General features: G+C 61.8%; 27 protein-coding genes. 2 read left to right on the top strand and 25 right to left on the bottom strand.

The annotated features are described in order from the left end of the window. Positions 1-34: 34 nt before the first annotated feature. On the top strand, positions 35-490 hold the full coding sequence (locus GGR23_RS06705; protein ID WP_183365394.1) for a hypothetical protein: 456 nt from the start codon (positions 35-37) through the stop codon (positions 488-490). Positions 491-611: 121 nt separating this feature from the next. After that, positions 612-1,034, top strand: a complete 423-nt coding sequence (locus GGR23_RS06700; RefSeq protein WP_183365393.1) for a PilZ domain-containing protein — start codon at positions 612-614, stop codon at positions 1,032-1,034. A gap of 6 nt (positions 1,035-1,040) precedes the next feature. On the opposite strand, the gene GGR23_RS06695 is transcribed toward GGR23_RS06700, so the two are convergent. The 25 genes from GGR23_RS06695 to GGR23_RS06575 form a co-directional block, all read right to left on the bottom strand. Next, positions 1,041-1,964 carry a bestrophin family protein gene (locus tag GGR23_RS06695; RefSeq protein WP_183365392.1) on the bottom strand — a complete coding sequence of 308 codons (924 nt, stop codon included), beginning with the start codon at positions 1,962-1,964 and terminating at the stop codon, positions 1,041-1,043. A gap of 115 nt (positions 1,965-2,079) precedes the next feature. Continuing rightward, positions 2,080-2,496, bottom strand: a complete 417-nt coding sequence (locus GGR23_RS06690; protein ID WP_382342190.1) for a hypothetical protein — start codon at positions 2,494-2,496, stop codon at positions 2,080-2,082. Positions 2,497-2,675: 179 nt separating this feature from the next. Beyond that, positions 2,676-3,575: a bifunctional methylenetetrahydrofolate dehydrogenase/methenyltetrahydrofolate cyclohydrolase FolD gene (gene folD, locus GGR23_RS06685; protein WP_183365391.1), complete on the bottom strand. Its 900-nt coding sequence runs from the start codon at positions 3,573-3,575 to the stop codon at positions 2,676-2,678. Positions 3,576-3,830: 255 nt separating this feature from the next. Then, positions 3,831-5,492 (bottom strand): GumC domain-containing protein, encoded by a 1,662-nt coding sequence (locus tag GGR23_RS06680; protein WP_183365390.1) that lies wholly within the window; start codon positions 5,490-5,492, stop codon positions 3,831-3,833. A gap of 130 nt (positions 5,493-5,622) precedes the next feature. Further along, on the bottom strand, positions 5,623-6,420 hold the full coding sequence (locus GGR23_RS06675; protein WP_183365389.1) for a WecB/TagA/CpsF family glycosyltransferase: 798 nt from the start codon (positions 6,418-6,420) through the stop codon (positions 5,623-5,625). Between the two features lie 208 nt (positions 6,421-6,628). Next, the gene (locus tag GGR23_RS06670; RefSeq protein ID WP_183365388.1) at positions 6,629-7,165 is read right to left on the bottom strand and encodes a hypothetical protein; all 537 of its coding nucleotides are present in this window, start codon (positions 7,163-7,165) and stop codon (positions 6,629-6,631) included. Continuing rightward, a complete protein-coding gene (locus GGR23_RS06665; protein WP_183365387.1) occupies positions 7,165-7,530 on the bottom strand; it encodes a hypothetical protein in 366 nt (121 codons plus the stop codon). Before GGR23_RS06665 ends, GGR23_RS06670 begins: the two co-directional genes overlap by 1 nt. Positions 7,531-7,544: 14 nt before the next feature. Continuing rightward, the gene (locus tag GGR23_RS06660) at positions 7,545-8,111 is read right to left on the bottom strand and encodes a rod-binding protein (protein ID WP_183365386.1); all 567 of its coding nucleotides are present in this window, start codon (positions 8,109-8,111) and stop codon (positions 7,545-7,547) included. Positions 8,112-8,144: 33 nt separating this feature from the next. Continuing rightward, positions 8,145-8,561, bottom strand: coding sequence for a hypothetical protein (locus GGR23_RS06655; RefSeq protein WP_183365385.1), 417 nt, complete (start codon positions 8,559-8,561; stop codon positions 8,145-8,147). Between the two features lie 15 nt (positions 8,562-8,576). Next, complete coding sequence (locus GGR23_RS06650) at positions 8,577-9,332, bottom strand: flagellar biosynthetic protein FliR (RefSeq protein ID WP_183365384.1); 756 nt, start codon at positions 9,330-9,332, stop codon at positions 8,577-8,579. Further along, on the bottom strand, positions 9,329-11,413 hold the full coding sequence (gene flhA / locus GGR23_RS06645; RefSeq protein WP_183365383.1) for a flagellar biosynthesis protein FlhA: 2,085 nt from the start codon (positions 11,411-11,413) through the stop codon (positions 9,329-9,331). Before flhA ends, GGR23_RS06650 begins: the two co-directional genes overlap by 4 nt. Positions 11,414-11,553: 140 nt before the next feature. After that, complete coding sequence (gene fliQ, locus GGR23_RS06640) at positions 11,554-11,820, bottom strand: flagellar biosynthesis protein FliQ (RefSeq protein WP_183365382.1); 267 nt, start codon at positions 11,818-11,820, stop codon at positions 11,554-11,556. A 56-nt stretch (positions 11,821-11,876) separates the two neighbouring features. Beyond that, a complete protein-coding gene (flgD, locus tag GGR23_RS06635; protein ID WP_183365381.1) occupies positions 11,877-12,290 on the bottom strand; it encodes a flagellar hook assembly protein FlgD in 414 nt (137 codons plus the stop codon). Beyond that, entirely contained in the window at positions 12,281-12,730 is a 450-nt protein-coding gene (flbT, locus tag GGR23_RS06630; protein WP_183365380.1) for a flagellar biosynthesis repressor FlbT, read from the bottom strand. The genes flgD and flbT overlap by 10 nt, the downstream gene beginning before the upstream one ends. Beyond that, entirely contained in the window at positions 12,727-13,074 is a 348-nt protein-coding gene (gene flaF / locus GGR23_RS06625) for a flagellar biosynthesis regulator FlaF (RefSeq protein WP_183365379.1), read from the bottom strand. The genes flbT and flaF overlap by 4 nt, the downstream gene beginning before the upstream one ends. 37 nt (positions 13,075-13,111) lie before the next feature. Continuing rightward, a complete protein-coding gene (locus GGR23_RS06620; RefSeq protein ID WP_281375684.1) occupies positions 13,112-14,158 on the bottom strand; it encodes a flagellar hook-associated family protein in 1,047 nt (348 codons plus the stop codon). A gap of 12 nt (positions 14,159-14,170) precedes the next feature. Continuing rightward, the gene (gene flgK / locus GGR23_RS06615; protein WP_183365377.1) at positions 14,171-15,628 is read right to left on the bottom strand and encodes a flagellar hook-associated protein FlgK; all 1,458 of its coding nucleotides are present in this window, start codon (positions 15,626-15,628) and stop codon (positions 14,171-14,173) included. Positions 15,629-15,652: 24 nt separating this feature from the next. Next, the gene (locus tag GGR23_RS06610) at positions 15,653-16,948 is read right to left on the bottom strand and encodes a flagellar hook protein FlgE (RefSeq protein WP_183365376.1); all 1,296 of its coding nucleotides are present in this window, start codon (positions 16,946-16,948) and stop codon (positions 15,653-15,655) included. A 315-nt stretch (positions 16,949-17,263) separates the two neighbouring features. After that, positions 17,264-18,553: a flagellar hook protein FlgE gene (locus tag GGR23_RS06605; protein ID WP_183365375.1), complete on the bottom strand. Its 1,290-nt coding sequence runs from the start codon at positions 18,551-18,553 to the stop codon at positions 17,264-17,266. Between the two features lie 192 nt (positions 18,554-18,745). Beyond that, positions 18,746-19,417, bottom strand: a complete 672-nt coding sequence (gene rem / locus GGR23_RS06600; RefSeq protein ID WP_183365374.1) for a transcriptional activator Rem — start codon at positions 19,415-19,417, stop codon at positions 18,746-18,748. A 281-nt stretch (positions 19,418-19,698) separates the two neighbouring features. Beyond that, on the bottom strand, positions 19,699-20,214 hold the full coding sequence (locus GGR23_RS06595; protein ID WP_246365004.1) for a transglycosylase SLT domain-containing protein: 516 nt from the start codon (positions 20,212-20,214) through the stop codon (positions 19,699-19,701). After that, positions 20,201-21,649, bottom strand: a complete 1,449-nt coding sequence (fliK, locus tag GGR23_RS06590) for a flagellar hook-length control protein FliK (RefSeq protein ID WP_183365372.1) — start codon at positions 21,647-21,649, stop codon at positions 20,201-20,203. The genes GGR23_RS06595 and fliK overlap by 14 nt, the downstream gene beginning before the upstream one ends. Then, positions 21,646-22,959 carry a chemotaxis protein MotC gene (gene motC, locus GGR23_RS06585; RefSeq protein WP_183365371.1) on the bottom strand — a complete coding sequence of 438 codons (1,314 nt, stop codon included), beginning with the start codon at positions 22,957-22,959 and terminating at the stop codon, positions 21,646-21,648. The genes fliK and motC overlap by 4 nt, the downstream gene beginning before the upstream one ends. A gap of 3 nt (positions 22,960-22,962) precedes the next feature. Continuing rightward, complete coding sequence (locus GGR23_RS06580; protein ID WP_183365370.1) at positions 22,963-24,237, bottom strand: MotB family protein; 1,275 nt, start codon at positions 24,235-24,237, stop codon at positions 22,963-22,965. Continuing rightward, the gene (locus tag GGR23_RS06575; protein WP_183365369.1) at positions 24,234-24,887 is read right to left on the bottom strand and encodes a hypothetical protein; all 654 of its coding nucleotides are present in this window, start codon (positions 24,885-24,887) and stop codon (positions 24,234-24,236) included. Before GGR23_RS06575 ends, GGR23_RS06580 begins: the two co-directional genes overlap by 4 nt. Positions 24,888-25,108: the final 221 nt, after the last annotated feature.

Genomic DNA, 25,108 nt, shown 5'->3' with positions numbered 1-25,108 from the left:
ATTTTCCTTATTTCTTAATTTATGAGGTAAGGAATTGGATTTCGTTTCTGAAACTCTTTCCCGCCGCCGGGCGATCCTGAGGGCTGCGGAGGAGCAATCCTTCGAGCGATTTTCCTGCCACTTCCAGGCTCGCGCCCTTTACACGTCGAAAGGCTGCAGAAACATCCAGGAGTTCACCGTGGATGTCCGGGAGATCTCCCGGCGCGATCTGGTCGTCACAAGCCCGCTCACATCCTTCCTCCCCGATGCCTTCACGCTGATCCTCGGAAGCCGGCAATACGGCCTTGGCTGCGCCGTTACCCTGCGGCGCCGCGACAGGCTGCGCTGTGCCCTCATTCGGCCCGAAAGCACCGATCTCGTGGCCTTCCTCTCCAGCCTCAGCGACCCCGCCGTGACGCTGCGCACGCTCTATCATCCCATGTTTCCGAAGAGCCGGGAGAATGCTGCCATTCAATTGACGCGACAGTTAAAACGCGTGGAATTGCGTTAACCCGAATACTATAAATATTCACTTATCCGAATGATCTTGTATTTCTCAAATAACTATGGTAGTAAATGACCATTGGAGCTCCACCCTGAATATCTTTTCCACCTAGAAAGGACGGAAGAAGATGAAGGAAGAAGGCAGCAATACAAGCCAGGTCGGCAACTATCTTTCCCGGATCAGGCCGCAATACGAGCGGCGGCGGTTCGAACGCAGGAAGTGCAACTTCATGGCCCGCGTGCTGTTCACCGCAAAGGGCACACGGGAAATCACCCAGTATATCGTGCTGACCCAGGACATTTCCGAGGTGGGCGTCCGTCTCCATACGGAATTCGTGAAAGACATCCCGAAGCACTTCTACCTGTTCGTCGGCAAGTACCAGCACGGCATCGGCTGCATCGTCGTCGGTCGCGAGAAGGACATCCTGCGCTGCGAGTTTATCAAGGAGGAGCAAACCAAGCTCGTGGATTTCCTGGCCCGCGTCAGCAATCCGAACCAGACGCTCGGCCTGCTCAAGCATCCGCTGTTCGGCTTCCCGCCCCCGCACTGACCGGGCTTACATCAGGACGTATCCGACAGGTACGGGCAAGGGCGGCAGGTCCGTTTCGCCCATGGCTTCGCGCAGATTGATCTCGATCACGTCGGCAAGGGCGCCGATAGGCAGATCGTTCGGCAGGAGACCGAAGGGCTCCTCCAGCTCGTCCCCCAAGGCATCGAGGCCGAAGAAGGCATAGGCCACCATGGCGGAGGCAAAGGGCGTAGCCCAGCCGAGCGCATCGATGAAGCCGAGAGGCATGGTGAAGCAGAAGAGATAGGCGGTCCGGTGGAGCAGGAGCGTATAGGCGAATGGCACCGGCGTATTGCGGATGCGCTCGCAGGCCGCCTGCACCCCGCCGAGGCCCGCAACGCTGCGATCCAGCGTCTGGTAGAGGATGTCGCTGATGCTGCCCCGGCGGAGAAGTAGCGCGAGCTCGGCGGAAATGGCTCGCAACAGGGCATCGGGCGGATTGCGGCTGGCGAGATAGGACGGGACCACGTCTTCGGGCAGATGCTTCAGCACCCGTTCTCCGTCGCCCCCGCTGCGCAGGTGGATGACCATGGCCTGCGCGAAGGCAATGGTGAGCGACAGCAACCGGCGCCGGCTTTCGGCATCTGCTCCCCCGGCATGGTCCAGGACCTGCGTCTGCCGTGCCAGCTGCCGCGCGGTGTAGACCATCTCGCCCCACACCTTGCGAGCCTCCCACCAGCGGTCGTAGCAGGCGGAATTGCGAAACGAGAGAAAGATGGAAAGGGCGATGCCGACCAGTGCGAAAGGCGCTCCGGCATAGACGGGCACCTCCGCCGGGAAGGCCTTGTGGAGGGTCACGAGAAAGGCCGCGAACACGGCAACGCCGGCAATCTGGGGCAGGATGCGCGGCACCACGGACCCGCGCATGATATAGAACAACTGCAACAGATTGGGGCGTGGCCGAATGATCACGACGATGCAGCCTTCCTGAATGCGACCGGATGAAGCCCGATCCTAGACGGCAAAGGCATGTCGCCATGTTCCGTCAGCGACGGCGGCGTGCCGCAGCCGGCCCACAGGCGCGCGGCTACCAGTTGCGCACGTCAAGCACGCGATCGCGGTGGGCCGGATGGGTGCTGAACACGAAGATGCGGTCCATTTCCTTCTTTGTCAGAAGCTTGAGGAAGCGGGCCTCGATGGTGTTGTTAGGGAAGGTCTTCATCAACACGCAGCCGATCTTCGCAATGCGGGCGTCGGGAATGTCGAGATAGAACTGCTGCGGCACGTAGAACTGGGTCAGCAGGGAGAGAACCGCACCTGACGGCGAAATGCGAATGAGATCGCACCGCCTCGAAGCAAGATGGGTTACCACCCGCTCCTGATACTCGATACGGGCCGCATTGAGCGTCTCCTCCATCCGGTACCGCGCCTCGCGGTCATACATGAAGGACTCTTCCTTGTTCAGGAAATGCTCTCTTGATTGAGACATCATCCCCACGGCCATGCTCCTGTTCTTCTTATGCCAAGAACACTAGCAGCCGACCTTTAACAGAGCGTGTGGAATTCGTCCGCAAATTGCTAGTAATAGATAAAGTTAACAACTAATAACTGTATTATTTACTTAAAAACTGATCAAATCTACGACAGGGCGGTCGCTGAACCGCCCTGTTCCATGAGCCGATATCAGAACTTCGGCGCGGGCTGCCCTGCCGAACGGCAGGCGGCAATCACCGTGTTCGCCATCAGCATGGCGATGGTCATCGGGCCCACGCCACCGGGAACCGGGGTGATGACGCTCGCGACCTTGGCGCATTCATCGAAGGCAACGTCGCCCACCAGCTTGCTCTTGCCCTCGCCCTTTTCCGGCGCTGCAACCCGGTTGATGCCGACATCGATCACGGTTGCGCCCGGCTTTACCCAATCTGCCTTCACCATTTCGGCACGCCCCACGGCGGCCACCAGGATGTCGGCGTTGCGGCAGACGGCCGGCAGGTCCTTCGTGCGTGAATGCGCGATGGTCACCGTGGCGTTTGCTGCCAGGAAGAGCTGACCCATCGGCTTGCCGAACAGGTTGGAGCGCCCGATTACCACGGCGTTGAGGCCGGAAAGGTCCTCGCCATGGGTGCGGCGGACGAAAACCATCGCGCCGGCAGGCGTGCAGGAGACGAGACCCGTGTCCGCATCGCCGGTGGCCAGCTTCCCGGCATTCACCACATGCAGGCCATCGACGTCCTTTTCCGGAAGAATGGACTGGATGATGGGATCCGAGTTGAGATGCTTCGGCAGCGGAAGCTGCACCAGGATACCGTGAATGGACGGATCCTTGTTCAGGGTCGCGACCAGGGCCGCCAGTTCTTCCTGCGTGGTCTCCTCCGGCAGCGTGTGCTGGACCGACTTGAAGCCGCACTCCTTGGCCATCTTGCTCTTGGAATTCACATAGGCATGGCTGGCGGGATCGTTGCCCACGATGATCACCGCAAGGCCGGTCTTGACCCCGGTGTCCTTCTCCAGCTTCGCACTGGCCGCCTTCACGGCGTCGATCACGGAAGCGGCTACCTGCTTGCCATCAATAACTGTCGTCACGCGAATCTCCCTGCCTTCTCTCAAACCTTTTGCGTCATTGCCCGGCCACGCCAACGGGACGCGCAGAACGGGCACGGAACCTCTTCCCCGCGGCCTTGCCCAGGCGGCTGAGGAGGCTCCCGCGCGATCCGCTTCACTCTAGGCGCTGGGGCAAGCAGGTAATAGCCTGACAGCGCCCAAAGCTGTCCGTTTGCGGCAAAGCGACCGGCTTTCCCCAAGGCTCCGCCTTGGTCATTCACATGTTGGAGGAGAATGTCAAATGCGGCGGCCCGCCTTTGCCAGCACGCGATGCCGGAGATCGGCGAGTTCCTGCCGGATCCGCTCGACATCCGGGCCGGCAGCGTCCGCCTCCTCGAAGAGATGCGGGGCGACGCGGCGCAGCTTTTCGATGGTCGGCAGCGGCTGTTCCGGAGGCGGTGGCGTGAGCACGATACGCCGGCTCTCGTCCCGCGGTGCCGTCTTGCCGTTGGCCGGCCAGTGTTGCCGCGCGAGGGCGCGCTGCACCCCTGCGGGCGTCAATTGCTCGGGCTTCGCGCGCATGGGAGCGGCCGCAGATACGGCAGCCATCTGTTCTTTCGGCAGGGCCTCGAGTGCCGGCTCGCGCTTGCCCGCTCCCGGTTCGGCAACCGTGGGCAGGTTCTGCGCAGGTCCGGAGCCTGGACGCCGGGCGAGCACGAAGGCAAGTGCCGCCCCGAGCCCGGCAAGTCCGCCAAGCAGCATCCTGAACCAGAGGCCACCTGCCTGGGGTGCCGCAACCTCTTTCGGAACGGAGGCCTCGTGAATGGGATGGGACGTCGCATCGGCCGGGACACCCGGGTCCCGCAGCCGCGTTCTCGCCGAATCGAGGGCCATGACGAGCGTGTCGTATCGTGCCAGATCTATTCCGGTTGCGGTGAGTTTTGCCCGGAGGTCCGCCTGCTGGCCGTCGAGGGCATCCAGAAGCTTCGTGCGACGCTGGGCTTCGTCGCCGCCGCTTTTCTTCACCGTCAGGAGCCGCGCTTCCACCGCGGCGCGCGCCTTGGCGAGGTCTGCGCGCGCTGCCAGCAGCGTCGGATGTTTCGGACCGAGCGAGACGGAGAGCTTTGCCACTTGCATCTCGGCCTCCGCATAGGCCCTGCGAAGGCTGGACAGCGGACCGTCCGCCCCTTCCGTGCCAGCCCGGCCATCCAGAACGTCCTTCAGTGTGGCGTTTTTCAAGGCCTCGGCGGGGTCGGGTTCGGCGGCGACTTCGGCCCGGTGATTGTCAAGGCCCTTGATGCGGCTGCGCAGAACGAGCGCCTGCGACAGCTTCTCGGGACCCGATGCGCTGCGAAACTCCGCAAGGGCTGCCTCGGCCTGCTCCAGCGCCTTCAGCGCGGAATCGTCAGGGACCGAGCCGGTGGTTTCCGTGGCCGCGATATAGACCATGGCCATGGCCTCCGCGATCTTCATGGCCTTCTCGCGGGAAGAGGCGCGCACGAGGAGCCGCGCCTCGGGCGAGCCGGGCTTCCACTCCACCGCGATCTGCCGGCCGAGCGTTCGTATCGCCCGGTGGCGCGCATCGATACCTTCGCCGCCCTCCCCGGACAGAAGCTCCATGGCAACCGACAGCGGGGTGGTTTCGCCTCCGTTGAATTCGGGATCACGGTCAAGCTGGACGAGATCGACGGCGCGGCCAAGCGCCCGCTCGCCGGAAAGCGCCCGCGCCGAGCCTCCCAGTGCGTCGGGCAGCGGCTTGCCGTTCGCGTCGCGCAGCGTGAGATCGACGCTTGCCAGCCAGGCCTGGGGAGAAAGTCCGGCATTGAGTGCGGGAACCGCCGCGCCGGAGGCGGCCAGCAAGCCGATGAACAGAACGGCATAGCGCTGCCTCGGCGATGGCCCGCCTTGCGGGCCCGACCGGAGCAGCTCCGTTTCTGGCGTTCGTTTGCTTGCAGTCATGGCTGCCCACATCCCTGCACCAGGGTTGCTGGGCCTGGTCCGATCTTCGTTAAGACAGGTTAAACAGGGAGGGTTAACCGAGACTTAACGCCGACCTCGAGGGCTGGCTCGCATCGGGGTCTGCGGGCAGTCACGCCCGCTTCTGCCGCACCCATTCGGCAGCAAGAGCGCCTCCGTAGCGGATGAGGCGCAACGTTCTTCCTGCCGGCCGGATCAGCGTTGTCCGCCGTGTTCCCCGTCCCTCCAGGGAACGCAGGCGCTGGAGCGGCGATCCGGCAAGCGCGGTATCGATGAGACCCACCGCAGAAATGACGAGCGAAGCGTGGGAGTGCCGCACGAGGCGTTCGATCCAGCCGTCGCTGGCGGGGGCATCGAGGGAAACCAGCATCACGTCGAGACCTTCTTCTGGAATGCGGCCGAGCACGATTTCGGCCTCGGCTTCGTCAAACCCGCCCTCCGCCACCGGCACGACGGTGTGCCAGGGCGCATGCCTGCGCAGCGCATCCACCGCCGCGACCAGTTCGGCGGCGCTGCCGCCGACGACACCGATCCGCAGCGGCTCTGTCACATAGGTCAGGAAAGCCGGGACGAAGGTAGCCGCGTCGAAGGTGGCCGGCAGCGCGGTGCCGCTCAGCAGACGGGAAGCGACCTTCATGCCCTCGCCGCTGGCAAGAAGAAGACGGCTGGCAAGGGCGTCGCGATAGGGGGACCGATGGCGCATCGCGCTGACGGTGGCGGCATCGAGGAAGGACATGACCGTAAGCCCGGTGCCGTGGCCGACGAGGCCGCGCACATGGGCCAGCAGGCAATCCCAGTCGCCCACGCTCAGCGGCAGCCCGAACAGGCAAAGCCTCCCAGGCTTCGGCAAGGCTTCGGCCTCAACCTTCGCGTCAAGCACCTGCGGTACGAATTGCACGACCGGCTTCATCGCAGCTCACCTCGTTCGGGAGCAATCCTCTTCCCGGGCAGGCTTCCGCCGGCAGGACGCTCTACTCAACCGGTGATGTTTATAGCAGGGGTTTATGAAATCCGGCCTAGCGCGGTGGATGCAAATTTAGCGACAGGATCAACGGATCATTAATGCAGAAAGGCCGGCTTGAAGGCCGGCCTTTGCGTGATGTCGGGACCAACCCGCCTCATTCCGTCTTGGGTGCCGCTTCGGCACTGGGGATCGCTTCCGGAGCCACGATCTTCGTCGGCGGCTCGGCCTTGCCGCCGGACTGGCCGATGCGGATGTCGTCCTTGGACAGATAGTCGAGCTGCTCGACCAGCACATCGGCTATGTATTCCTCGCCCAGACGCTTGTTCAGGTCTTCCTTGACCATCTTCTTGAATTCGTCGAGCTTGAAGGCCTTCGGGTCCGTGATGTCGATCATCGCGTTGCCGACGAGCAGCGAAAAGAGCTCGTCGGTCATGTACTCCGTGAGCGGCAACTCGCCGCCCTTGAGCTTTTCCTTGTCCATCATGAAGGAGATGCGGCTGATGAAATAACCGCTCACCTGGCCGTCCTTGAGGAGCGGAACGGTGATCGACTCGCCCTTCACCACCTCGAGGGACGCCTGCTTGGCCGCGGCCTCATCCACGGGCGGCTTCGTCGCCATCTGGACGGAAAAATAGACCGCCCCGAGGGTGATGATGCAGACCCAGATGCCAGCCGCAACAACCTTGATCATCAAACTTCACCGTAGCGGAACTGTTCCTGGGAATAGGTGCCGTCGGCATCCTCGTCCTGCATGGCGGCCTTCAGGATGTCGGCGACGGCGCGCACGGCTTCCAGATGCGCCTGCACACGGGTGGCATTGGTGGCAAGCTTCTGCCGCAGGGCATGCATCTGGTCGACATAGCCCTTGGCGATCTCGTGCTGGTCCGTGTCGCGGAACAGCATGGTCAGCTCATAGAGGCAGCGGCTCTTGTGGGCATTGGATACCTTCAGATCGAACTGGGGATCCGTGCCGATGCGCTCATTCTCGTTGTCGATGATGAGCTCGAGGCGTCCCAGCACGGACTTGATCCGGTAATCGTTGGAGAGAACTTCCATGGTCTGTGTTCCAATCATGCTCTGCTGGATTTGTCGCTATCGTCATGGGACACGCCGAAGGTGCGGCGTTCCAGATCCCTGACGGCGCTGAGGGCGGCCTGACGGTCATTCTCGTCGGTGGTGGCTTGCAGGCCGCCATGGGCCTGCTGGCGCGCGATAGACTGCGCGAACATCTGCTCGGCAATGCCGACGCCGCGGCCTTGCGCAAGCACCTCGCCGATCTGCTCGCCGGCCATGCTCTTCCACATGTCGCCGGCGACGCCCTTGCCGTAGACATCCTCGCTGTCCGGCAACATCGACTTCACGAAATTCTGCAGGAAGACCGCCTCGTATTCCCGGTAGGGTTTCGGCACGTCGGCGGGGTTGATGCGCGTGCGGCTGACATTGCCAAGGCCTGCATCGAACGAAGGGTTGCGGACCTGGTCGAGCGAGGCGCTGAAACCGGCGCCCGCATCTGCCAGACTCGTGGCCCGGAAGGCGGCGCGGTTGGCCTTCAGCCTGGCCTGCGCTTCCTGCACCTGCTGCGGATCCGCAGCACGAACGACGTCAAGCACCAAATCACTTGGAGGCGAGATAGCCAATGCGTGTTCCTCTCAATCACTTGATGGAGGGAACTATGACTTTTGAACCTTGCTGGAGGCTGGCGTGGAGGCGACCTGCAGGTCGATGAGATCGTAGATGGCGTTGTCGTCGGCCTCGCGGTCTTCATCGCTGCGCGCTTCCACCATGTGCTCCTCGAGGCGCTCGGCCTTGGTGCGCTCCTTCAGCACGCGCCGCTCGTGCAGGTTCTGCATGCCGGCAAGCTGCGCGTCCTGGATGGTGAGGCGGCTGAACCGCTCTGCGTAATGCTGGGCAAACATGCGATGCAGGCTGTCGAGGGAGCCGATGGCGTCGAGGACGACGTCCATGGTCTGGTTGACCTCCTCCCGCTGGCGCGTGGTGGCGGCCAGATCGCTTTCGGCAATCTTTTCCAGGTGGCGCTGAACGGCGACGAGGCGCTTCAGCTTGTCGGAGCGGTTGACCGGGGGCATGGCATCCAGTCCTTTCTACATTCCGAGGAAAATGGTGGGAAAGGCATCGGCGAACTGCTTCAGCATGGCCGCTATCGACAGATAGAGCATGAACAGGCCGCCCGCGATCAGATAGGGTGTCGAGATGAAGAAGATCGGAATCTGCTGGGCCAGCTTGTTGATCATGCCGATCGAGACGTTGAACATCAGCCCGTAGATGATGAACGGGCTCGAAAGCCGAAGCATGATCAGCGTGGTGGCCTGCACGGTGTCGGTCAGCGAAATCAGAAGCTTCTGGACATGCATGTCCCCGCCCACCGGCATCTGCATGTAGGAATCGAGCAGCGCGCGGAAAACCATGTGGTGGAAATCCATGGCAAAGAGAACCATGAGACCGCCGAAGCTGATGAGATTGGTCAGCTGGTTTTCCGCATTGTCTTCCAGGACGTCGGGCGCCGGCGGCGCGTTGAAGCCGATCATCTGGGTGAGCACCGACCCGGTAAACTGCAGGCCGAGCGTGAAGAAGCGGGCGATCATGCCATACATCACGCCGACGGCGCTTTCCGACAGGATGAGGGTGATGTAGGCAAGCTGGTTTCCGCCGCCTACCTTCGGATAGACGATGTCCCACACCATGGGCAGCACCGCCATGGAAAGCCCCAGAGCCGCGAAGAGACGGACCTGGGGCGGAACGCGCGCCGAGGAAAACCCCGGAAGGACCATCACGCATCCGCCGATCCTGCAAAAGGTCAGGAAGAGCGCGAGGATGGTCCCCTGGGGGTCGGTAATCATGAAATGGAACCCAGAATCTTGATTTCGATCCCCTTTGCGAGCTCCACATGGGACAGCACCGGAAGGGTCGCGAACAGACGTTCGATGATCATGCGCACATAGGAGCGCGTTTCCGGCGAGGTGACAAGCACGAATGGCAGGCCGCGGTCCATGAATTCACGGATAACCTTGGTTGCCTGTTCGGAAAACTCCTCGAGGCTGCGCGGATCGATGTCGAACTCCACCACTTCGCCCTTGGCATCGCGCTTCAGGGCCTGGTGGAAGACGAGATCCCACTTGGAGCCGAGGCGCAGCACCCGCAACACCCCATTGTCGGCGAGGTCGCCGCAGAGCTGCTGGGCCATGCGCACGCGCACGTGCTCGACGATCTGCTCGGTCTTGCGCACATGCGGCGCAAGCTCGGCCACCGCTTCCAGGATGAGATGAAGGTTGCGGATCGATACCCGCTCCGCCAGCAGAAGCTTCAGCACCGCCTGCAGGCCCGAATAGGACATGTGCGACGAGCAGATTTCGTCCGCCAGCTTCTTGTACTCGGGGTCGAGGCGATCGATCAGGATCTTCACGTCCTTGTAGGAGAGAAGCTGCGGCAGGTTGTTGCGGATGACTTCCGAGACATGGGTCAGCACCACCGACACGTTGTCGATCGGATGGAAGCCTTCGCGCTTCAGATCCTCCGTAAAGGCCTCGAGAATGGAGACCGCCGGCATGCCGAAGGCGGGTTCGCGGATTTCGTCTCCCGGAACCGTCGGCCGGCGGCCGGAGCCCGTCACCACGAGAACTTCGCCCACGCGCAGGATGTTGGATGCGATCGTCGTGCCATGGATGCGGATCTGGTAGGACTTCTCGGGAATGGCGATGTCGTCCGTGACCTTGATTTCCGGCACCACGAAACCGTACTGGCTGGCGAATTTCTTGCGCATCTTGCCGACGCGGAAGGCCAGTTCCTGATGGGCTCCGAGAAGGCGGGTCGAGACCTGTTTGCCGAGCGCCAGCTCGATTTCCGCGGTCTTGAGCACGGACTTGACGGAATCCTTCTCCTGCTCCTTGGTCTGGATGACCTTCTTTTCCTCCTGCTCGCGGCGCAGCTTGTTGTCGGCCTCGATCTGCTTCGGAATGTACCAGCTGGCAAAGGCCAGCAGCAGGCCGAGCACGAGGAAGGGCAGCATCGGCAGGCCGGGCACCACGGACAGCAGCACCATGAGGCCCGCCGAGACCGACAGTGCACGGGGATAGCCGGACAGCTGGCTGACGACGGCTTGGTCGGTGGACCCCGGCGTGCCGGTGCGCGAGACCAGAAGGCCCGCGGCGAGCGAAACGATGAGGGCGGGAACCTGGGAGACGATACCGTCACCGACGGAGAGCTTCACGAAGACATCCGCCGCCTCGCCGATTTCCATGCCATGCCGGAAATAGCCGATGATGATGCCGCCGAAGACGTTGATGCCGGTGATCAGCAGGCCGGCGACGGCGTCGCCGCGCACGAACTTCGAGGCACCGTCCATGGCGCCGAAGAAGGAGCTTTCCTCCTCCAGCTCGCGGCGGCGGCGCTGCGCTTCCTTCTCGTCGATGATGCCGGCCGAAAGGTCGGCGTCGATCGACATCTGCTTGCCGGGAATGGCATCGAGGGTGAAGCGGGCACCGACTTCCGCGATACGGGTGGCGCCCTTGGTGATGACGATGAAGTTCACCGTGACCAGGATCATGAAGACGATGAGACCGATCACGAAATCGCCCGACATCACGAGCGAGGAGAAGCCCGCGATCACCTTGCCCGCCGCGCCATGCCCCTCGTTGCCATGGGACAGGATGACGCGCGTGGTGGCGATGTTGAGCGCCAGGCGGATCATCGTCGCGATGAGGAGGATGGTCGGAAAGGACGAGAAATCGAGCGGGCGCTGGATCCACAGGGACACCATCAGGATCAGCACGGACAGCGCAATCGAGAAGGCCAGGCCGAGGTCGATCAGGAAGGCCGGAATCGGCAGGAACAGGATGCACAGGATGCAGACGATGCCGAGTGCAAAGCCGATGTCGCGGCTGTTGGGGGATTTCAGCAGGGGTAATGCAGGAGGCTGCGCCATGTCTTTTCCATCTCTTCATGAGAGGGGAATGCGCAGACCCTAGCGGACGCACGCATCCCGTTTGGGCCATGCCTAACGGGTGAAGCTTGCGCGAAGGTGGCTATGGCTGAGATCGGCACGGGGCTTGCGCCATGCGGCGGTCAGAAGCCGGACTGGACGCGGGAAAAGACCATGTTGGTGAAAAGCGAGATCTGTCCCCCGACGAAGGGGGCGGAAATGCCGACAGTGATCATGACGGCGACGATCTTGGGAACGAAGGTCAGCGTGATTTCCTGAACCTGGGTCAGGGCCTGGATGAGGGCGATCACCAGTCCGACCGCCATGGCAGCGCCAACGGCAGGTCCCGCCGATACGAGAACGGTCCAGACCGCAGCCTGGACGATATCGAGTGCATCGGCTTCATTCATGGCGTCATGCCCCTTCCGGTTGTGGCTCCCCCGCAGGGGAAGATCAAAGGCCAGCCTCAGCCTTTGATCTTGATACCTGATTCGATCATGATCTGCTTGCCTTCCGTGGTGGTCGCGACCACCCCGTCGGAGGCAATGCGCACTTCCTTGACCACGCCGCTGACGCTGCCATCGGCACTCGTCACGGTCTTTCCGATGACGGAGCTCGCCTGGGCAAGCCCCTGAGACTGGATGAGATTTTCCAGGTTGGTGTTCATCTTCACGGACTGCTCCACCTGGCTGAAGGTAGCCAGCTGGGCAATCTGCTCCGATGCCTTCATCGGGTCGGTCGGATCCTGGGCCTTGATCTGGGCGATCAGGAGCTTCAGGAAGGAATTGTAGTTTACCGTCGCGGTCTTGCTGGCGGCCGCGGCCTGCGAGTTCGTCGTGTTATTCGTGTTCGTGCTCGAACTGACGACGTTTACCGCCATGGTGCAATCTCCTTGCGGATTTCCTCGATGGTCGCCGGGCTCATTTCCTGGCTGTTCAGGATCTGGTCCTCGATCGGGTAGAGACCGCGGATCGCCTTGAGCGCGTCGAAGGCGCGGCCGGAGGTCACGAGACCGTCGATGCGCTTCAGCTCGGCAAGAACTTCCTCGTTCTTGAAGCAGTTCAGCAGCATGATGACCGACTTGCGGAACATCGCCATGGACTGTTCGGCGCCTTCCGGATTGATGAGCATCATCTGCGCGATGAAATACAGCTGGCGCAGCGGCGTGTTTGCGTCTTCCGGCTGAAGGACGTGGTTCTCGAGAAGGAAGGTCACGTCATTCAGGAACTCGAGCGCCACCTTGCGGTCGACGCGAAGCACGGCACCGTTGATGAAGATGCGTTCGCCGGATTTGAGAGAGATGCGCAGAGTGCTTTTCATTTAAGTCCATCCCTGATGATGGTTGTTATGTCGATGATACCCTGGAAATTTTCGGACTCCCGGCGTCTGATCCGGTCGCATTCCTTCAAGATCCAGATGGCGATTGAGATAAGGTTGGCACGCAGCTCGATATCGAGCTGGTTTTCCGGCTGTTTCAGATCCTCGATGAACCGGATCCAGATTCGCCGCGTGTAGAAGAGTGCATCGATTGCCTCTCGCGAATAACCGCCGACGTCGCGGGCTGCCTCGAGCATTTCGATAGAGCGGCTCAGGACCTGCCGTTCACGATCCTTGGCATCGGCGACGCCGTCTTCCATGATTTCGGCATATGAAAACTGATACATTCATGCATCCTTCATGTTCACGTTAATCCTCGAATCATTAGAGGAAGTTCACGAGGCTCAAATTCTGCAGCTTGCTGGTCAGGCTGTAGGCTGCCTGCAGCATGGTCTCCAAATTCTTCACGCGGGTTGACGCTTCGTACGGGTCCACGCTCACCAGATCGGAAATATGGGTTTCGATGATGGTTCGCTGTGCATCCAGTGATGCATCAGCTTCCTTGACCCGCGCTTGCGACAGGCCAAGCTGGCCGCGCTGAAGATCGATTCCGGCGATGCCGAGGCCGATTGCATTGGTCGCAGCCTTGGCCGCAATCTGACGGACGTCGCCCTTGAGGCCCCGGCTGAGAAGCTCGGTCGAAATCACCATGGCAAGCGCTACCTGGCGCATGCCGTCGGAATTCGTGTTCGTCGAGGTCTCGATGATCTGGCTGCGGTTGATGCGCGTGGTCTGGTTCTGGTCCGTGGCGCTCGACCAGTCCGTTGTCCAGTTGGCACCGGTAAACATCGGGGTCAGCGTGTTGGTGATGAAGTCGTCCATCTGCGCCGCGCTCATCGCTTCCGGCGTCGCCAGCGGCGGCACCTGGGCGGCGAGGAAGCCGTTGAGCGCCGCGTCATAGGCCACCTTTGCGGGCGATGCCGGGTCGGAATAGTCGGTCAGCGGCTTCACGTCGGTATTGATGCCGGAGAAGAGATATTCGCCGTTCAGGGAGATGTTCGCGGCACTGGTGATGGCGTTGAAGGCACTCTTGATGGTGTCCGTCGTGGTCTTGATGCTGGTCGCGTCGATGTTGCCGGAAAGCGAAACCAGCGAATTGAGAATCGTCTGGCTGTTCTTCGAGATCTGGCTCAGCGCTTCCTGCGAGGCTTCAAGCCGCTGTGTGACGATGGAGTTCGTGTCCTTCAGGTTCTGCAGACGGTCGAGTTCGCTGGTGAGATCGACGGTGCGGGTCATGTGGGCACCGAGCGAAACCCCGTAATCGTCGTAGGTTCCCGTCGTCACTTCCCGCCGGGCCTTGTTCACATCGGCCTGGCCGTCCATGACGGTGTAGCGCAGAGCGCTCTGAAGGGACATCGTGGAAACTCTCATCGTCGTCATGACTTAGCCTGCAGCGTTCAGGAGGGATTTGATCATTTCATCGATTGCACTGAGGATCTGGGCGGTGGCCTTGTAGGACTGCTGAAGGTTGAGCATCAGCGACATTTCCTCGTCCAGGCTTACACCCGTGGCATTGGAATAGGCCTCGGCCGAATGGACCTTGAGGGCGCTCTTCTTCGTGGCGGAATCCGTCGCGCTCTGGCGAATGTCTTCCAGCCAGCCGATCGGCTTGGTGGCGTAGGTCATCAGGCTGGCGCTCGAGTCGAGCTGTGCCACCGGATCGAACGGCATCGGCGTGTCGAGGGCGCGACCATAGCCGACGAGCACGGCCGAGAAGCTCGCATTGTTGCCCGTGTTGCGGTTGAACGCAGCACCGTTGATGGAGCCGTCACGCAGCTTCGAGGGATCGCCCCCGAGAGCGGGATCGACCGCCGGGTTGACGCGGATGACCGATGCGAGGTCGGGTACGACCGTACCGGCGACGGGCACGGCGCCCGTGCCGTAGGTGAAGAGGCCTGCCATGATCGTCGGCGGCACGCCGCCATCGGTTTCGGCAAAGGCCGTCACCAGGCCGCGGGCCATTTCGTCGAGCTGGTTCTGGAGCACCGGCGCCACTTCGTCGCGCAGCTGCAGGAGTGCGGAAAGCGTGCCCTGCCCGGTCGTGTTCGCGCCCGTGCCGGGGGTTACCGGCACGCCGTCGATCTTGATGCTGTTGCCGGCGACCGTCGCCCCATAGGCCATGGTGGGCGTGAAGGTCACCGCACGCGGAGAGGATTCGAACAGGGTCGTGCCATCGCTGGTGTAGAGCACCATGTCGTTCGGCTCGCGGCGCAGCACATTGACGCCGACGATCTCGGAGATCTTGTTCAGAACGCCTTCGCGGACGTCCATCTCGTCATTGGCGTCCATGCCGGCCGCACTTGCCGACATCACCGCATCGTTGGCCTCGTGGAACTGCCGGAGCAGATCGTTGAGCTTGTCGACCTGGAGGGAGATCTCGCGGTCGGCATCGGCCCGCACCTTCTGGACCGCGCTGCTCGCATCGTTGAGCGCCCCGGCAAGGCTCTGGGCATTGTTGACGACCGCCGCACCGAGCGTGCGATCGGAGGGCTTGGCCGCGTAATCCGACAGGCTCTTGTAGAGGTTGTTCAGGTAGGTGCTCGGCGCAAAAGGCTGTTCGTTGCCGCCGAAGATGGAGCTCAGCCGGTTGAGCCCCGTGGCCAGCGCCTTCTGGGCACTGTCCTGGCTGGTGGCGGTCAGCGACTGGCGCAGGAGAGCATAGTCCTGCGCCCGCTGGATGGTGACGAATGCCCCTCCGTACAGCGTGCTGGTGGTGACCGCAGTCCGCCGCCCGTAGGCAGTATTCTGCTGGTTGGCAACGTTCTTGGTAATCACGTCGGACTGGGTCCCGTGATTGCCGAACATCGTCTGTACCGTATTGAACGCGGCCGAGAGGGTCATGTGAACCTTACCTTATCCGATCAATTATCTCTTCAGGTTGATCAGCACGTCCATCAGGTCAGCCCCGGTCTGGAAGACCTTGGAGTTGGCCGTATAGCTGCGCTGAGCCTGGATCATTTCCGTGAGTTCCGAGGCCATGTCGACGTTGGAGTCCTCGAGGGCCCCCGAGATCGTCTGGCCGAAATTGCCTTCGCCCGGGAAGCCCGTGCGAACGACGCCCGAGTCGCCGCTCTGGCTGTAGACGTTGCCGTTCTGCAGGATCAGATTGTCGGGGCTCTGGACGGTGGCGAGGGCGATACGGTAGCGCGGATCGCGAGAACCGTCGTCATAAACCGCATAGACCGTACCGTCCTTGTCGATCGCGACGCTCTTGACCGCTGCCGCCTTGTTGCCGTCGACCGTCGCCTTGTTGGAGGTGAAGTCGTAGGCGAGCTGCGTCATGTCCGAGAAGTCGATGGTCATCGTCTGCGCGGGCACGCCGAGGTTGTCGGTGAAGGTCATGCTGGTGGTCGGACCGGTCACCTTGCCGGTTGCGGGATCGAATTCCAGCGTGACCGAGTTGCCGGTCGGTGCCGACGCATAGGGGAATCCGGTGCCCGGATTGGCCTGATCCTTGCGATAGACGGTGATTTCCCACTTGGCGCCGACGGGCGGAGGACCCGCGACCGGATCGGAAACCTTGGTGTAGTAGAAATCGTAGAGCACTTCGCTGCCGACGGCGTTGTAAGCCACGAGCGAGCTCTTGTGCGAATACTGCGCGGTCGCGGCGTTGGCGCTGGGCAGGTTCGCGGCAGCGACCGCCGTCTTGCGGGCATCGAGGTTCGCGGCAAAGGTGCCGTACTGCGAAGCGCGCGCGGTCAGCGTATTGGCCGAAAGGTTGATCGGCTCGAGACCGTCGAAGCCATTCACGACGGCCGCGGGCGCGCCGGAACCGAAGGAATAGCCGAGCAGCGTGTAGCCGGCCGCATTCACCAGGTTGCCTGCGTCGTCGACCACGAAGGAACCGGCACGGGTGAGGAAGGGCGTGCCGGCCGAATTGTTCACCACGAAGAAGCCACCGCCGTTGATCGCGAGGTCCGAAGCCGAGGAGGTAAACTTGAGGTTGCCCTGCTCGGAGACGGCATAACGGACGTTGGAGTTCACGCCACCCGAGGTGTAGGCACCGGCCGTCGAAGGCAGGACCAGGGAGGAGAACTGCACGGAGGCCTTCTTGTAGGCCGTCGTGTCTGCATTGGCGATGTTGTCGCCCACGGTGCCCAACCTGTTGGACTGGGCATTCATGCCGGAAACGGCCGTTTTCATCGTACCAAAGAGGCTCATCTCAATTCCTCGCTTTCCTAATGGAAGCGACACTATGGGACGGGCCTTGCGTGAAGCTGTATGGTATAACTGTAATTTAAATCGAATATGAGCCCAACGGGCGGGGGAAAGACGCGGCCGGCGGCGCTCCATCGGCCCCTCAGGGGCCTCCGGCAAACCGGGGAAAGACGAAGGAATACCGGCATTTAGCCAGACCTTCCTCTTGCTTTCCACCTGTACCGAAAGAGCGCACATTTCTTTAAACCTCATGTTCAAAATCGGCCCTACCGGCCATTATTCAGTTGAAACCCCTGCCGGGGTTCAATTCATGGTGAATCATCGTTTCAGATTGACCAGCACATCCATGAGTTCCGAGCCGGTTTGGAACACCTTGGAGTTGGCCGTGTAGTTGCGCTGGGCCTGGATCATGTCCGTCAGCTCCTCGGACATGTCGACGTTCGACTTCTCGACCATGCCGGAGATGGTCTGGCCGAAGATCCCCTCGCCCGGGAAACCGGTGATGGTGGGGCCGGACTCCAGCGTCTGCTGGAAGACATTGCCGCTCAGAGCCTCCAGCCGGTCCGGGCTCGGTACGTCCGCAAGCGGGATCCGATAACGCGGTTCCCGCGTGCCGTCGGGATAGACGGCATAGACCGTGCCATCCTTGTCGATCGCGGCTTTGACCGCCCACGAAGCCTTGCTTCCGTCGACCTCGTGCTGGCTGGGTGCGAATTCACTCGCCTTGACGTTGAGCTTCGAGAAATCGAAGCGGATGGACTGGGCGGGCACCGTATCGGAGTCGGTGATGTTGATTTCGGTTTCGTCGGAATTGATGTTGCCGTTTGCGTCGAAGGTGAACTCCTTCACATTGTCCGCCGGTACGCTGGTATAGGGAAACCCGCCATCCGTGGCCTTGTCCGCGCGGTAGATGGCGACCTCCCACTTGTGGTCGGCCGGATTCGAGCCGCCAACGGCATCGGCGAGCTTGGTGAAGTACACGTCATACTTCACCTCGCGGCCGAGCGAGTCATAGGCGACGATGGAGGTCTTGTGCGTGAAGGTGGAGTCGGCGTTGTTCTCGCCGGCCGAGTTGGCTGCGTCCACGACGGGCTTGCGTACATCGAGCGCCGTCGTGAAGGTGACCTCCTTGGTGGCTGCCGCATGGGGAGCACCCTGCCGCATGTTGATGGTGCGCATGCCGGTCAGTGCATTGATCTGGGTGGCGGGAGCGCCGTCCTCGAAGGAGTAGCCGAGGAGCTTGAAGCCTGCCGCGTTTACCAGGTCGCCATTCTCGTCGACGGCAAAGTCGCCGGCGCGGGTCAGGAAGTTTGCTCCCTGATCGTCCTGGACCACGAAGAAGCCCCGTCCGTTGACCGCGATCGAGGTGCCCGAGGACACCCGGGTGAGATCGCCCTGGATGCTGACATCCCGCGTGGTGACGGTTTCGACGGAACCGGAATTGTAGCTTCCTTCGTATTGGGAAGCGAGAAAGGACGAAAAATGCACCTTGGAGCGCTTGTAGCCGATGGAATCGGAATTCGCGATATTGTCGCTCACCGTGCTGAGACGGTTGGACTGGGCGTTCATCCCGCTAATGGCGGTGTTCATGGTTCCAAACAAACCCATTTCAATATCTCCTTTTTTTATAATTTAGAGATTTAAATGTATGAGCTTGTGCGAAACTGTTGATGCAGCGGCGCCGCGCGGCATCGGGAAACATCCCGGCGGCCCGCTCCCTGCAGGCGGAGAAAACAGAAAAAGCCGCGCTGGATGCCAGCGCGGCTTTTTGATGGGGGAACCGGTTGCCGGTCCGATCGATCAGTTCCAGTCGATGCAGTATCCGAGGAACCGCTTGGAGTCGACCGGATCGAAGCCAAGCTTCTTGCGCAGCTTCTTGCGCAGCTTGCTGATGTGGCTCTCGACCACGTTCTCTTCGACCTCGTCGTCGAAGATGCCGTAGATCGCGTTGAAGATCTGCGTCTTGGATACGCGCCGGCCGCGATTGGCGACCAAGTATTCCAGGATGCGGCGCTCGCGGCGCGGAAGGGGGAAGACATCGCCGTTGATCTCGGGATCGCGGCCGTCTGAAAAGACGCGGATCGGTCCGATATCGGTGAAGTTGCTGATGGCCTTCAGGCGCCGCCGGATGGCAGCTGCGCGGGCCATGATTTCCCGGGGATGTACCGGCTTGCGAACCACATCGTCGACACCGCTGTCGAAGAGTGCAAGCGTGGTTTCCAGGGAATGCTGATCGGAAACCGCGATCACCGGCGCCATCGAACGGTCGCGAATGGCTCGCGGAAGTTCGAACATCCGGTCGCCCTGACCGATCAGGAAGGCTTCGACGGCTGCGATATCGCTATCGGCTGCCGTGTTGACCCATTCGCCAAACTCCCGCGGGTCGAAACCCGTGGAAGGAATCCCCTCCCGTCCAAATAGAGAAGTATAGCCGTCTTTCACGAGCTCACGCTCATCAACCACTACGATCATTCGTCCGCCTCCGAATCAGTGTGGTGCCTCGATGTGCATAGAGGTACGAATCGGACGAATCTTGAACAACTGGTGGAAGTTAATGGCTGGAATTAACAGTTGATTAAGAAATGAGTGCCGATTTGGGCTATATCTTGTGGCTCCGTTAACCATGAGCCACTAAATTCCAGTGGAAAATTAACCGTTGGGTAACAATTGTCTTGCCAAAAAACTGCGCTCACATTCTGGCCAGAATGTGGCACATGTTTCGCGCAAGCCTCGATTACAACTCCTGATATTTGCTACTGGCAGAATTGCCGCGCATTGGCTGTCCAATTCCCGTAGCCCGTCGCCACCAGATTCGCGATGACGCGGCATACATAGCGCTTCTGCGCCGGATCATTATTCGGACCTGCATGGTACCGGGCGACAGCCATGGTCCAGGTTTCGTGCCGGTCGTGGAGGTTCTTGAGGAACTTCGCGGCATATTCGACATTGAGACGCGGCTCGAGCATCTCCCCTGCCGAGGCGAAATGTTCCCCGTGATAGTGGTGGTTGATCTGCATGCAGCCGAGGTCGATCAGCTTGGCGCCGCTCTGGCTTGCCTTGCGGAATGCAACCAGTGCCTCCTGTTCGGTGCGCGGGTAGAGCACCTTGCCCTCCACGTTGAGGGCGTAGGGGTGCAGAGATCCCTTGCGTCCCGTCTCCGTCAGGCCCACCGAATAGAGGATTCCCTCGGGAACACCGTATTTGGCGGCAGCTGCCTGGATTTCCTGTTCGCAAGCCCCGTTGGAGGCGCTTGCGTCAGAGATAGACATGCCCAGGGCGAGCACCGCCAGCGAGGCCAGAAGCGCTTGTTTCCACACGGTTTTCATCCGCCCCGCCCGAACCATTGCCTGCCCTTTCCTGTTCATTCATCCGCCGCTCGCGGCCTGTCGGCATATCCTGACCGTTTCGCGCCTGCTGCTGTTGCTGGGCGAAGCCGGAGGCCTGACCGTTCTGCTGGTTGCCGGAGGCAGCCGTATCGGAGCGATCGGGCGCGAGTGTGACGGTGACCTGGTCGACGCTGAGGCCCTGCGACTTCAATGCCTCGATGATGCGACTCTGATCTTCCTTGAGGCTGCGATAGGCCGCGCCATTGTCCACCTTCAGCTCCACCGTGAGTTCATCCCCCGCGAGCCGCATCGTGGCGGTAACCAGACCGAGTTCGATCGGATGCATCTGGATCTTAAGCGTGTTGACCACACGGCCGGTGCCTGCCTGGGCAGCGGCGTTGGCCAGCGCCTGATCCGGCTGCATCGCATGGACCCATTCGGCATCACCGGAAATCGAATTGATGATCGCGAGGCTGTTCGTATCCGTCGGCGCCAGATAGCGGCGCTGCTCGAGCACGGTCACCTGGTTGATCGCCGCGTTGAAGGCGCTCTTTGCATCCCCGTCATCGGCTGCCGCCTGCACAGGCAGATCCACCGTGGCGCCCTTTCCATCCGCGCGGGACACGCGATAGACCGCACCGCGGCTGGCTTCGCTGCCCTCGCCGTCCGTGACGGGTGCATCGCCGGCGTCCGCGCGATGGGCAGCCATGTTGCTGGCTCCCGCGTGGCCGGCGCCATCCTTCAGGAGCACCAGTGCATCCTTTGCGGGAGCATCGGACTGCTGTCCGGAATCCGACGACGGGAGATCGGTCGCCTCGTCGCTGTCGTCCGCCGCCTTGCGCGGCTCGTGTCCATGCGCCTTTGCCAGACCCCGGTCCTGCACTTCGGGCGGCGCCTTGGCCGTATCGGGAAGATCCACCTCCTCCCGTTCGGCCTTGCCGGCCGCAGCCCCATGCATCAGGTTTTCGACATCCGCCCGCGCATGCTCGCCGGCCATCGATTCGCCGATACCGTTGCCACCTTTGCGGGAATCGTCGGAAACGTTCTGCCCCGCGTTTTCGGAGCGCATCACCGGTCTGGTGAGGAGGATCACGGGCTTCTTCGGGGTCTTGACCGTCTCGTCGGCCGCCGTCTCATGACCATCGAGGTCAGGCTTCTCCGTCTTCGGAGCAGAATCGTCCCCGGCATCGAGCGACTTTGCGGCATCCGGCCCGACGCGCCCGGGGTGTCCGTTGCCCGGCTTGCCGAGGCGCTCGTCCAGTGTGTTCTTGAAGCTGGATTGACCCTTTGCGTCCGCCTTGTCGGACTTGCCGCCCTGCCGTGGCTGTACCTTCAGGTCCTGAGGTGGCGTGGTGGCGGCAAGCATGGCGTCCATCATGGGGGTGTACTGTCCTTTTCCAGCAATTTGTCGATCTCGCCGAGTTTGCTGCGAGCAGAGGTTATGATCGGATCGATCGCAGTGTCCGGCGCGGACGGTTGAGCGGAATCGGCAGTCGGGGCTGCCGCATCGGCCACCGCAGGTTGCGTGGCGAGCGGATCTTCCTGCCCGGGGGCCGGTTCATCATGACCGGCAGCATCTGCATCAATGCTACTATTGCCTGCGCTTTTATTATCCGGTGTCTCTTGCGTGAGGCTTGCTGGATCCGGTTCCCGGAGAACTTCTTCGGCAATCGCACGGGCGGCGTCGCGCAGCATCTTGTCCTTGGGCGAGAGCATGGCATCCGGCACCATGTCGAGCCCTTCGGCGGCCTTGACCACATTGTCCGAGGGAACGCCTGCCAGCCCGCTGTAGAAATTCGCCAGAACCTCGCGGTCGCGGGTTTCGGTTCCCTTCACCTTGGCGGCTTCGTCGGCCGCCATGCTGGCAAGCTCCATCTCGCCGGCAATGGTCGCCTGACGTGCGATGCGCAGATAGATCGCCTGTCGCCGGTCGGGTTCCATCACCTCGGCCACCTGGCGAATGCGATCCAGGCCGATGACGTGGACATTGTCGACGGCAAGCGCCACGAAGAGATCGGCAAACTGGCTGGCATAGGGGGAGTGCAGGAAGCGGCGCGCATAGAGGCTGGAGAACTTCACGCCCTCCTCCACCAGGCCCGCATTCACGGCGATGGACAGCGAGCGGCGCAGAGCCGCTTCCTCGACAATGGTTCCCGGAGAGGTCAGCCGTGCCCAGCTGTACATCTTCAGCGCCTCTTCGGGCTTCGCGTTCATCAGCGTGTTGCCGGCCACGAGGGCCAGATAGGGACCGATCGGCTTGCTGGCATACTCCTTGGCCATCTCGACCAGGGTCTTGCTCGCCATCTGGCCCTTGCCGTTGAGGTACTTGCGCAGGACTTCCGCCACGCGGTTGTCGAAGTAGCCCTGGACATCCCGGTCGACGAGATATTCGAGGGTCGCCGGGTTGCCGCCGCTCATGGCGTAGATCAGGGTCGCATCCACATTGCGAGGATCTTCGAATATGGAGGAATCGACGGTGCGCAGCCGCTTGTCGATCGCGCCGAGAAGATAGCGCTGCATCTCGCCGGCCGAGTGATCTCCGCGCACGACCGAGTCCTGCACGAACTGCATCGACCGAAGCATCTTGTAGGGCGCCAGCTCCTCCTCCGCGGCACGTGCATGGCCGGAGATCGTCGCCGCCAGCATCGTGCCGGCGAGCAGAAGGAAACTGGTCCTGAAAGCCCTCATGGCTTACCCCTTATCTGCCTTTATCAGGATCTCGATGCGACGGTTCGCATCGTCAAGCGGATTGGCCGCATCCTTGAGGCGGCGATCCGCAAAACCGGAAATCTGCTGCACCCGCTTCTCGTCCAGACCGCCGCGCACGAGCATGAAATAGGCGCTCTGCGCACGGGCGGTGGAAAGCTGCCAGTTGTCGTTGCGGCCGCCCTTGAACTGCCGTCCGTCGGTGTGGCCCCGGATGACGATCTCGCCCGGCCGCTCCTGGAGCACCTTGCCGATCTTTTCCATGGCCAGCACCAGCTCGCGGCTTGGAACGGCCGAACCGACGTTGAACATCTGGCTGGTCACCTGGTCGGAAATCGAGACGAGCATGCCGCCCTCGGAGGGCGTGACGACGAGTCCTTCCGCAAGCTTGCCGGGCACGCCGGTGAGCTCCTTCTCGATGGCCTGCTTCAGCTCGTCCGCCTTCTTGGCCTCCACCGGATCGGCCGTCTTGTCCTCGGTCTTCGTCTTGTCTTCCGATTTGGTCTTGTCTGCCTGTTCGGCCTTGTCTGCGGGCCTTGCCGCGGGCACCGGCGGGTTTTGAACCGCGTCCTCTGCGGGGGCTTCGAGGGAAGCCTGCTCCTGCACCTGCTGGGATTGCTCCGCCTTGTCGTCCTGGGCAACCTTCGGCGTTGCCTCCGAGGTCGACTGGTCCTTGCCGGTCACCTCGACCTGCTGGGTCCAGAAGTCCGGATCGAACGGATCGCGATAGGCTTCGCCTCCGCTTGCGCCGGTCGCCGGGCCGGAATTGGCGGCACCGCCCTCGCCCTTGACGCTGACATTCGCCTGCTGACCCACTTCCTGCGCGATTTCGGCAAGCACGGAATAGGGATTTTCGAAATAGTCGGCTTCGGAATAGTTCTTCTGGTCGCCGGCGGAAGACGACTGGTCCTCACCGGTGGCGGCGGCAGCGCCGTCCTTCGGCTGTTCCTGGGTGGACTGCGACTTGTCCTTCTTCTGTTCGCCCTCGGCCTGCTCGGTGGGCTTTTTCAGCCCCTTCTGCGCGGGCGTCTCGTCCGTCAGCTTGATCGGATTGAAGTAGCTCGCCACCGAAGCCTTCGTCTCTTCGTTTGCGGCGTTCACCAGCCACATCACGAGAAAGAAGGCCATCATCGCGGTCATGAAGTCGGCATAGGCGATTTTCCACGCGCCACCATGATGGCCGTCATCGTGCCCGCCGCCGTGCCGTTTGATGATCAGTATCTCGTTTTTTCCGTGGTGATGGTTTTCGCCTTCACTCATTCCAGAACTTTCTTCAAACTAGCGGCAAAGGCCGACATTCGGGTGACCAACACCGATCCGGCCATTTCCACCGAGAGATCCAGATCAGCCGCCTCGACATGGCGAAGCAGGCTTGCATCTTCTCCCAATTCGGTTGCCAAAATATTGAAAAGCGACAATGGACCTTTAACTATAATTGCGCCCGCCTCGCCTTCGAGGATGGCCTCGCGCACCATCCCGGCCATGGCGGTAACAGACTTTCTGGCAATTTCTTCCTGAAGCACCGGCGCAAGGCAAAGGGCAAGCTCTTCGCTGATGCGGTCGGCGACCGTGTGGGCAATGTTCTTCAGCCCTTCGGAGATTGCAGTGGCGGCGTCTCTTTCAAGGGACTGGCGGATGGCCGCAAGCTCTTCGGCATGAGCCTGGCGCAGCGCCTCCATTTCCTCCGCGTGCCGCACGCCAAGCTCGGCAGAGGCCGTCTCGTAGCCCTCCGCATAGGCCTCCTGCCGGATCAGGTCAGGATCCGGTGCCTCGGGCTGCGGAAAATCGGCAAAGTCGGGCGCGTCAGCCGCAAGCGGTGCGGTTTCGCCGAAATCGGGAAGCTGGGGGGCCGCATGATGGGCCTGCGGTTCGCCGAAGTCCTTCAGGTATCGTGCAAGGAGAGAGCTCATGCGTCACCTCCCTTCATCTCGGAAGTCATTTCCGCGCCGGGGAGGCAGCATGCGCAAGCCCGGGCAAAGCGATGTTTCAATACCTTCGTCATCATGGCATCCGGCGAGAACTGAACTATCCGGGGGATGATCGGTCCCCTCGGTTCATGCCGCATGAAAGCAGCATGCCGGAGCCTAGAGCCTCAAACTTGTGCGAGGATGAAATGGCGTTGGACCGCGCC

The sequence above is a fragment of the Gellertiella hungarica genome (assembly GCF_014197145.1).
In the GTDB taxonomy this organism is placed as follows: Bacteria; Pseudomonadota; Alphaproteobacteria; order Rhizobiales; family Rhizobiaceae; genus Gellertiella; species Gellertiella hungarica.
This window is presented reverse-complemented; position numbering and strand designations above follow the sequence as displayed.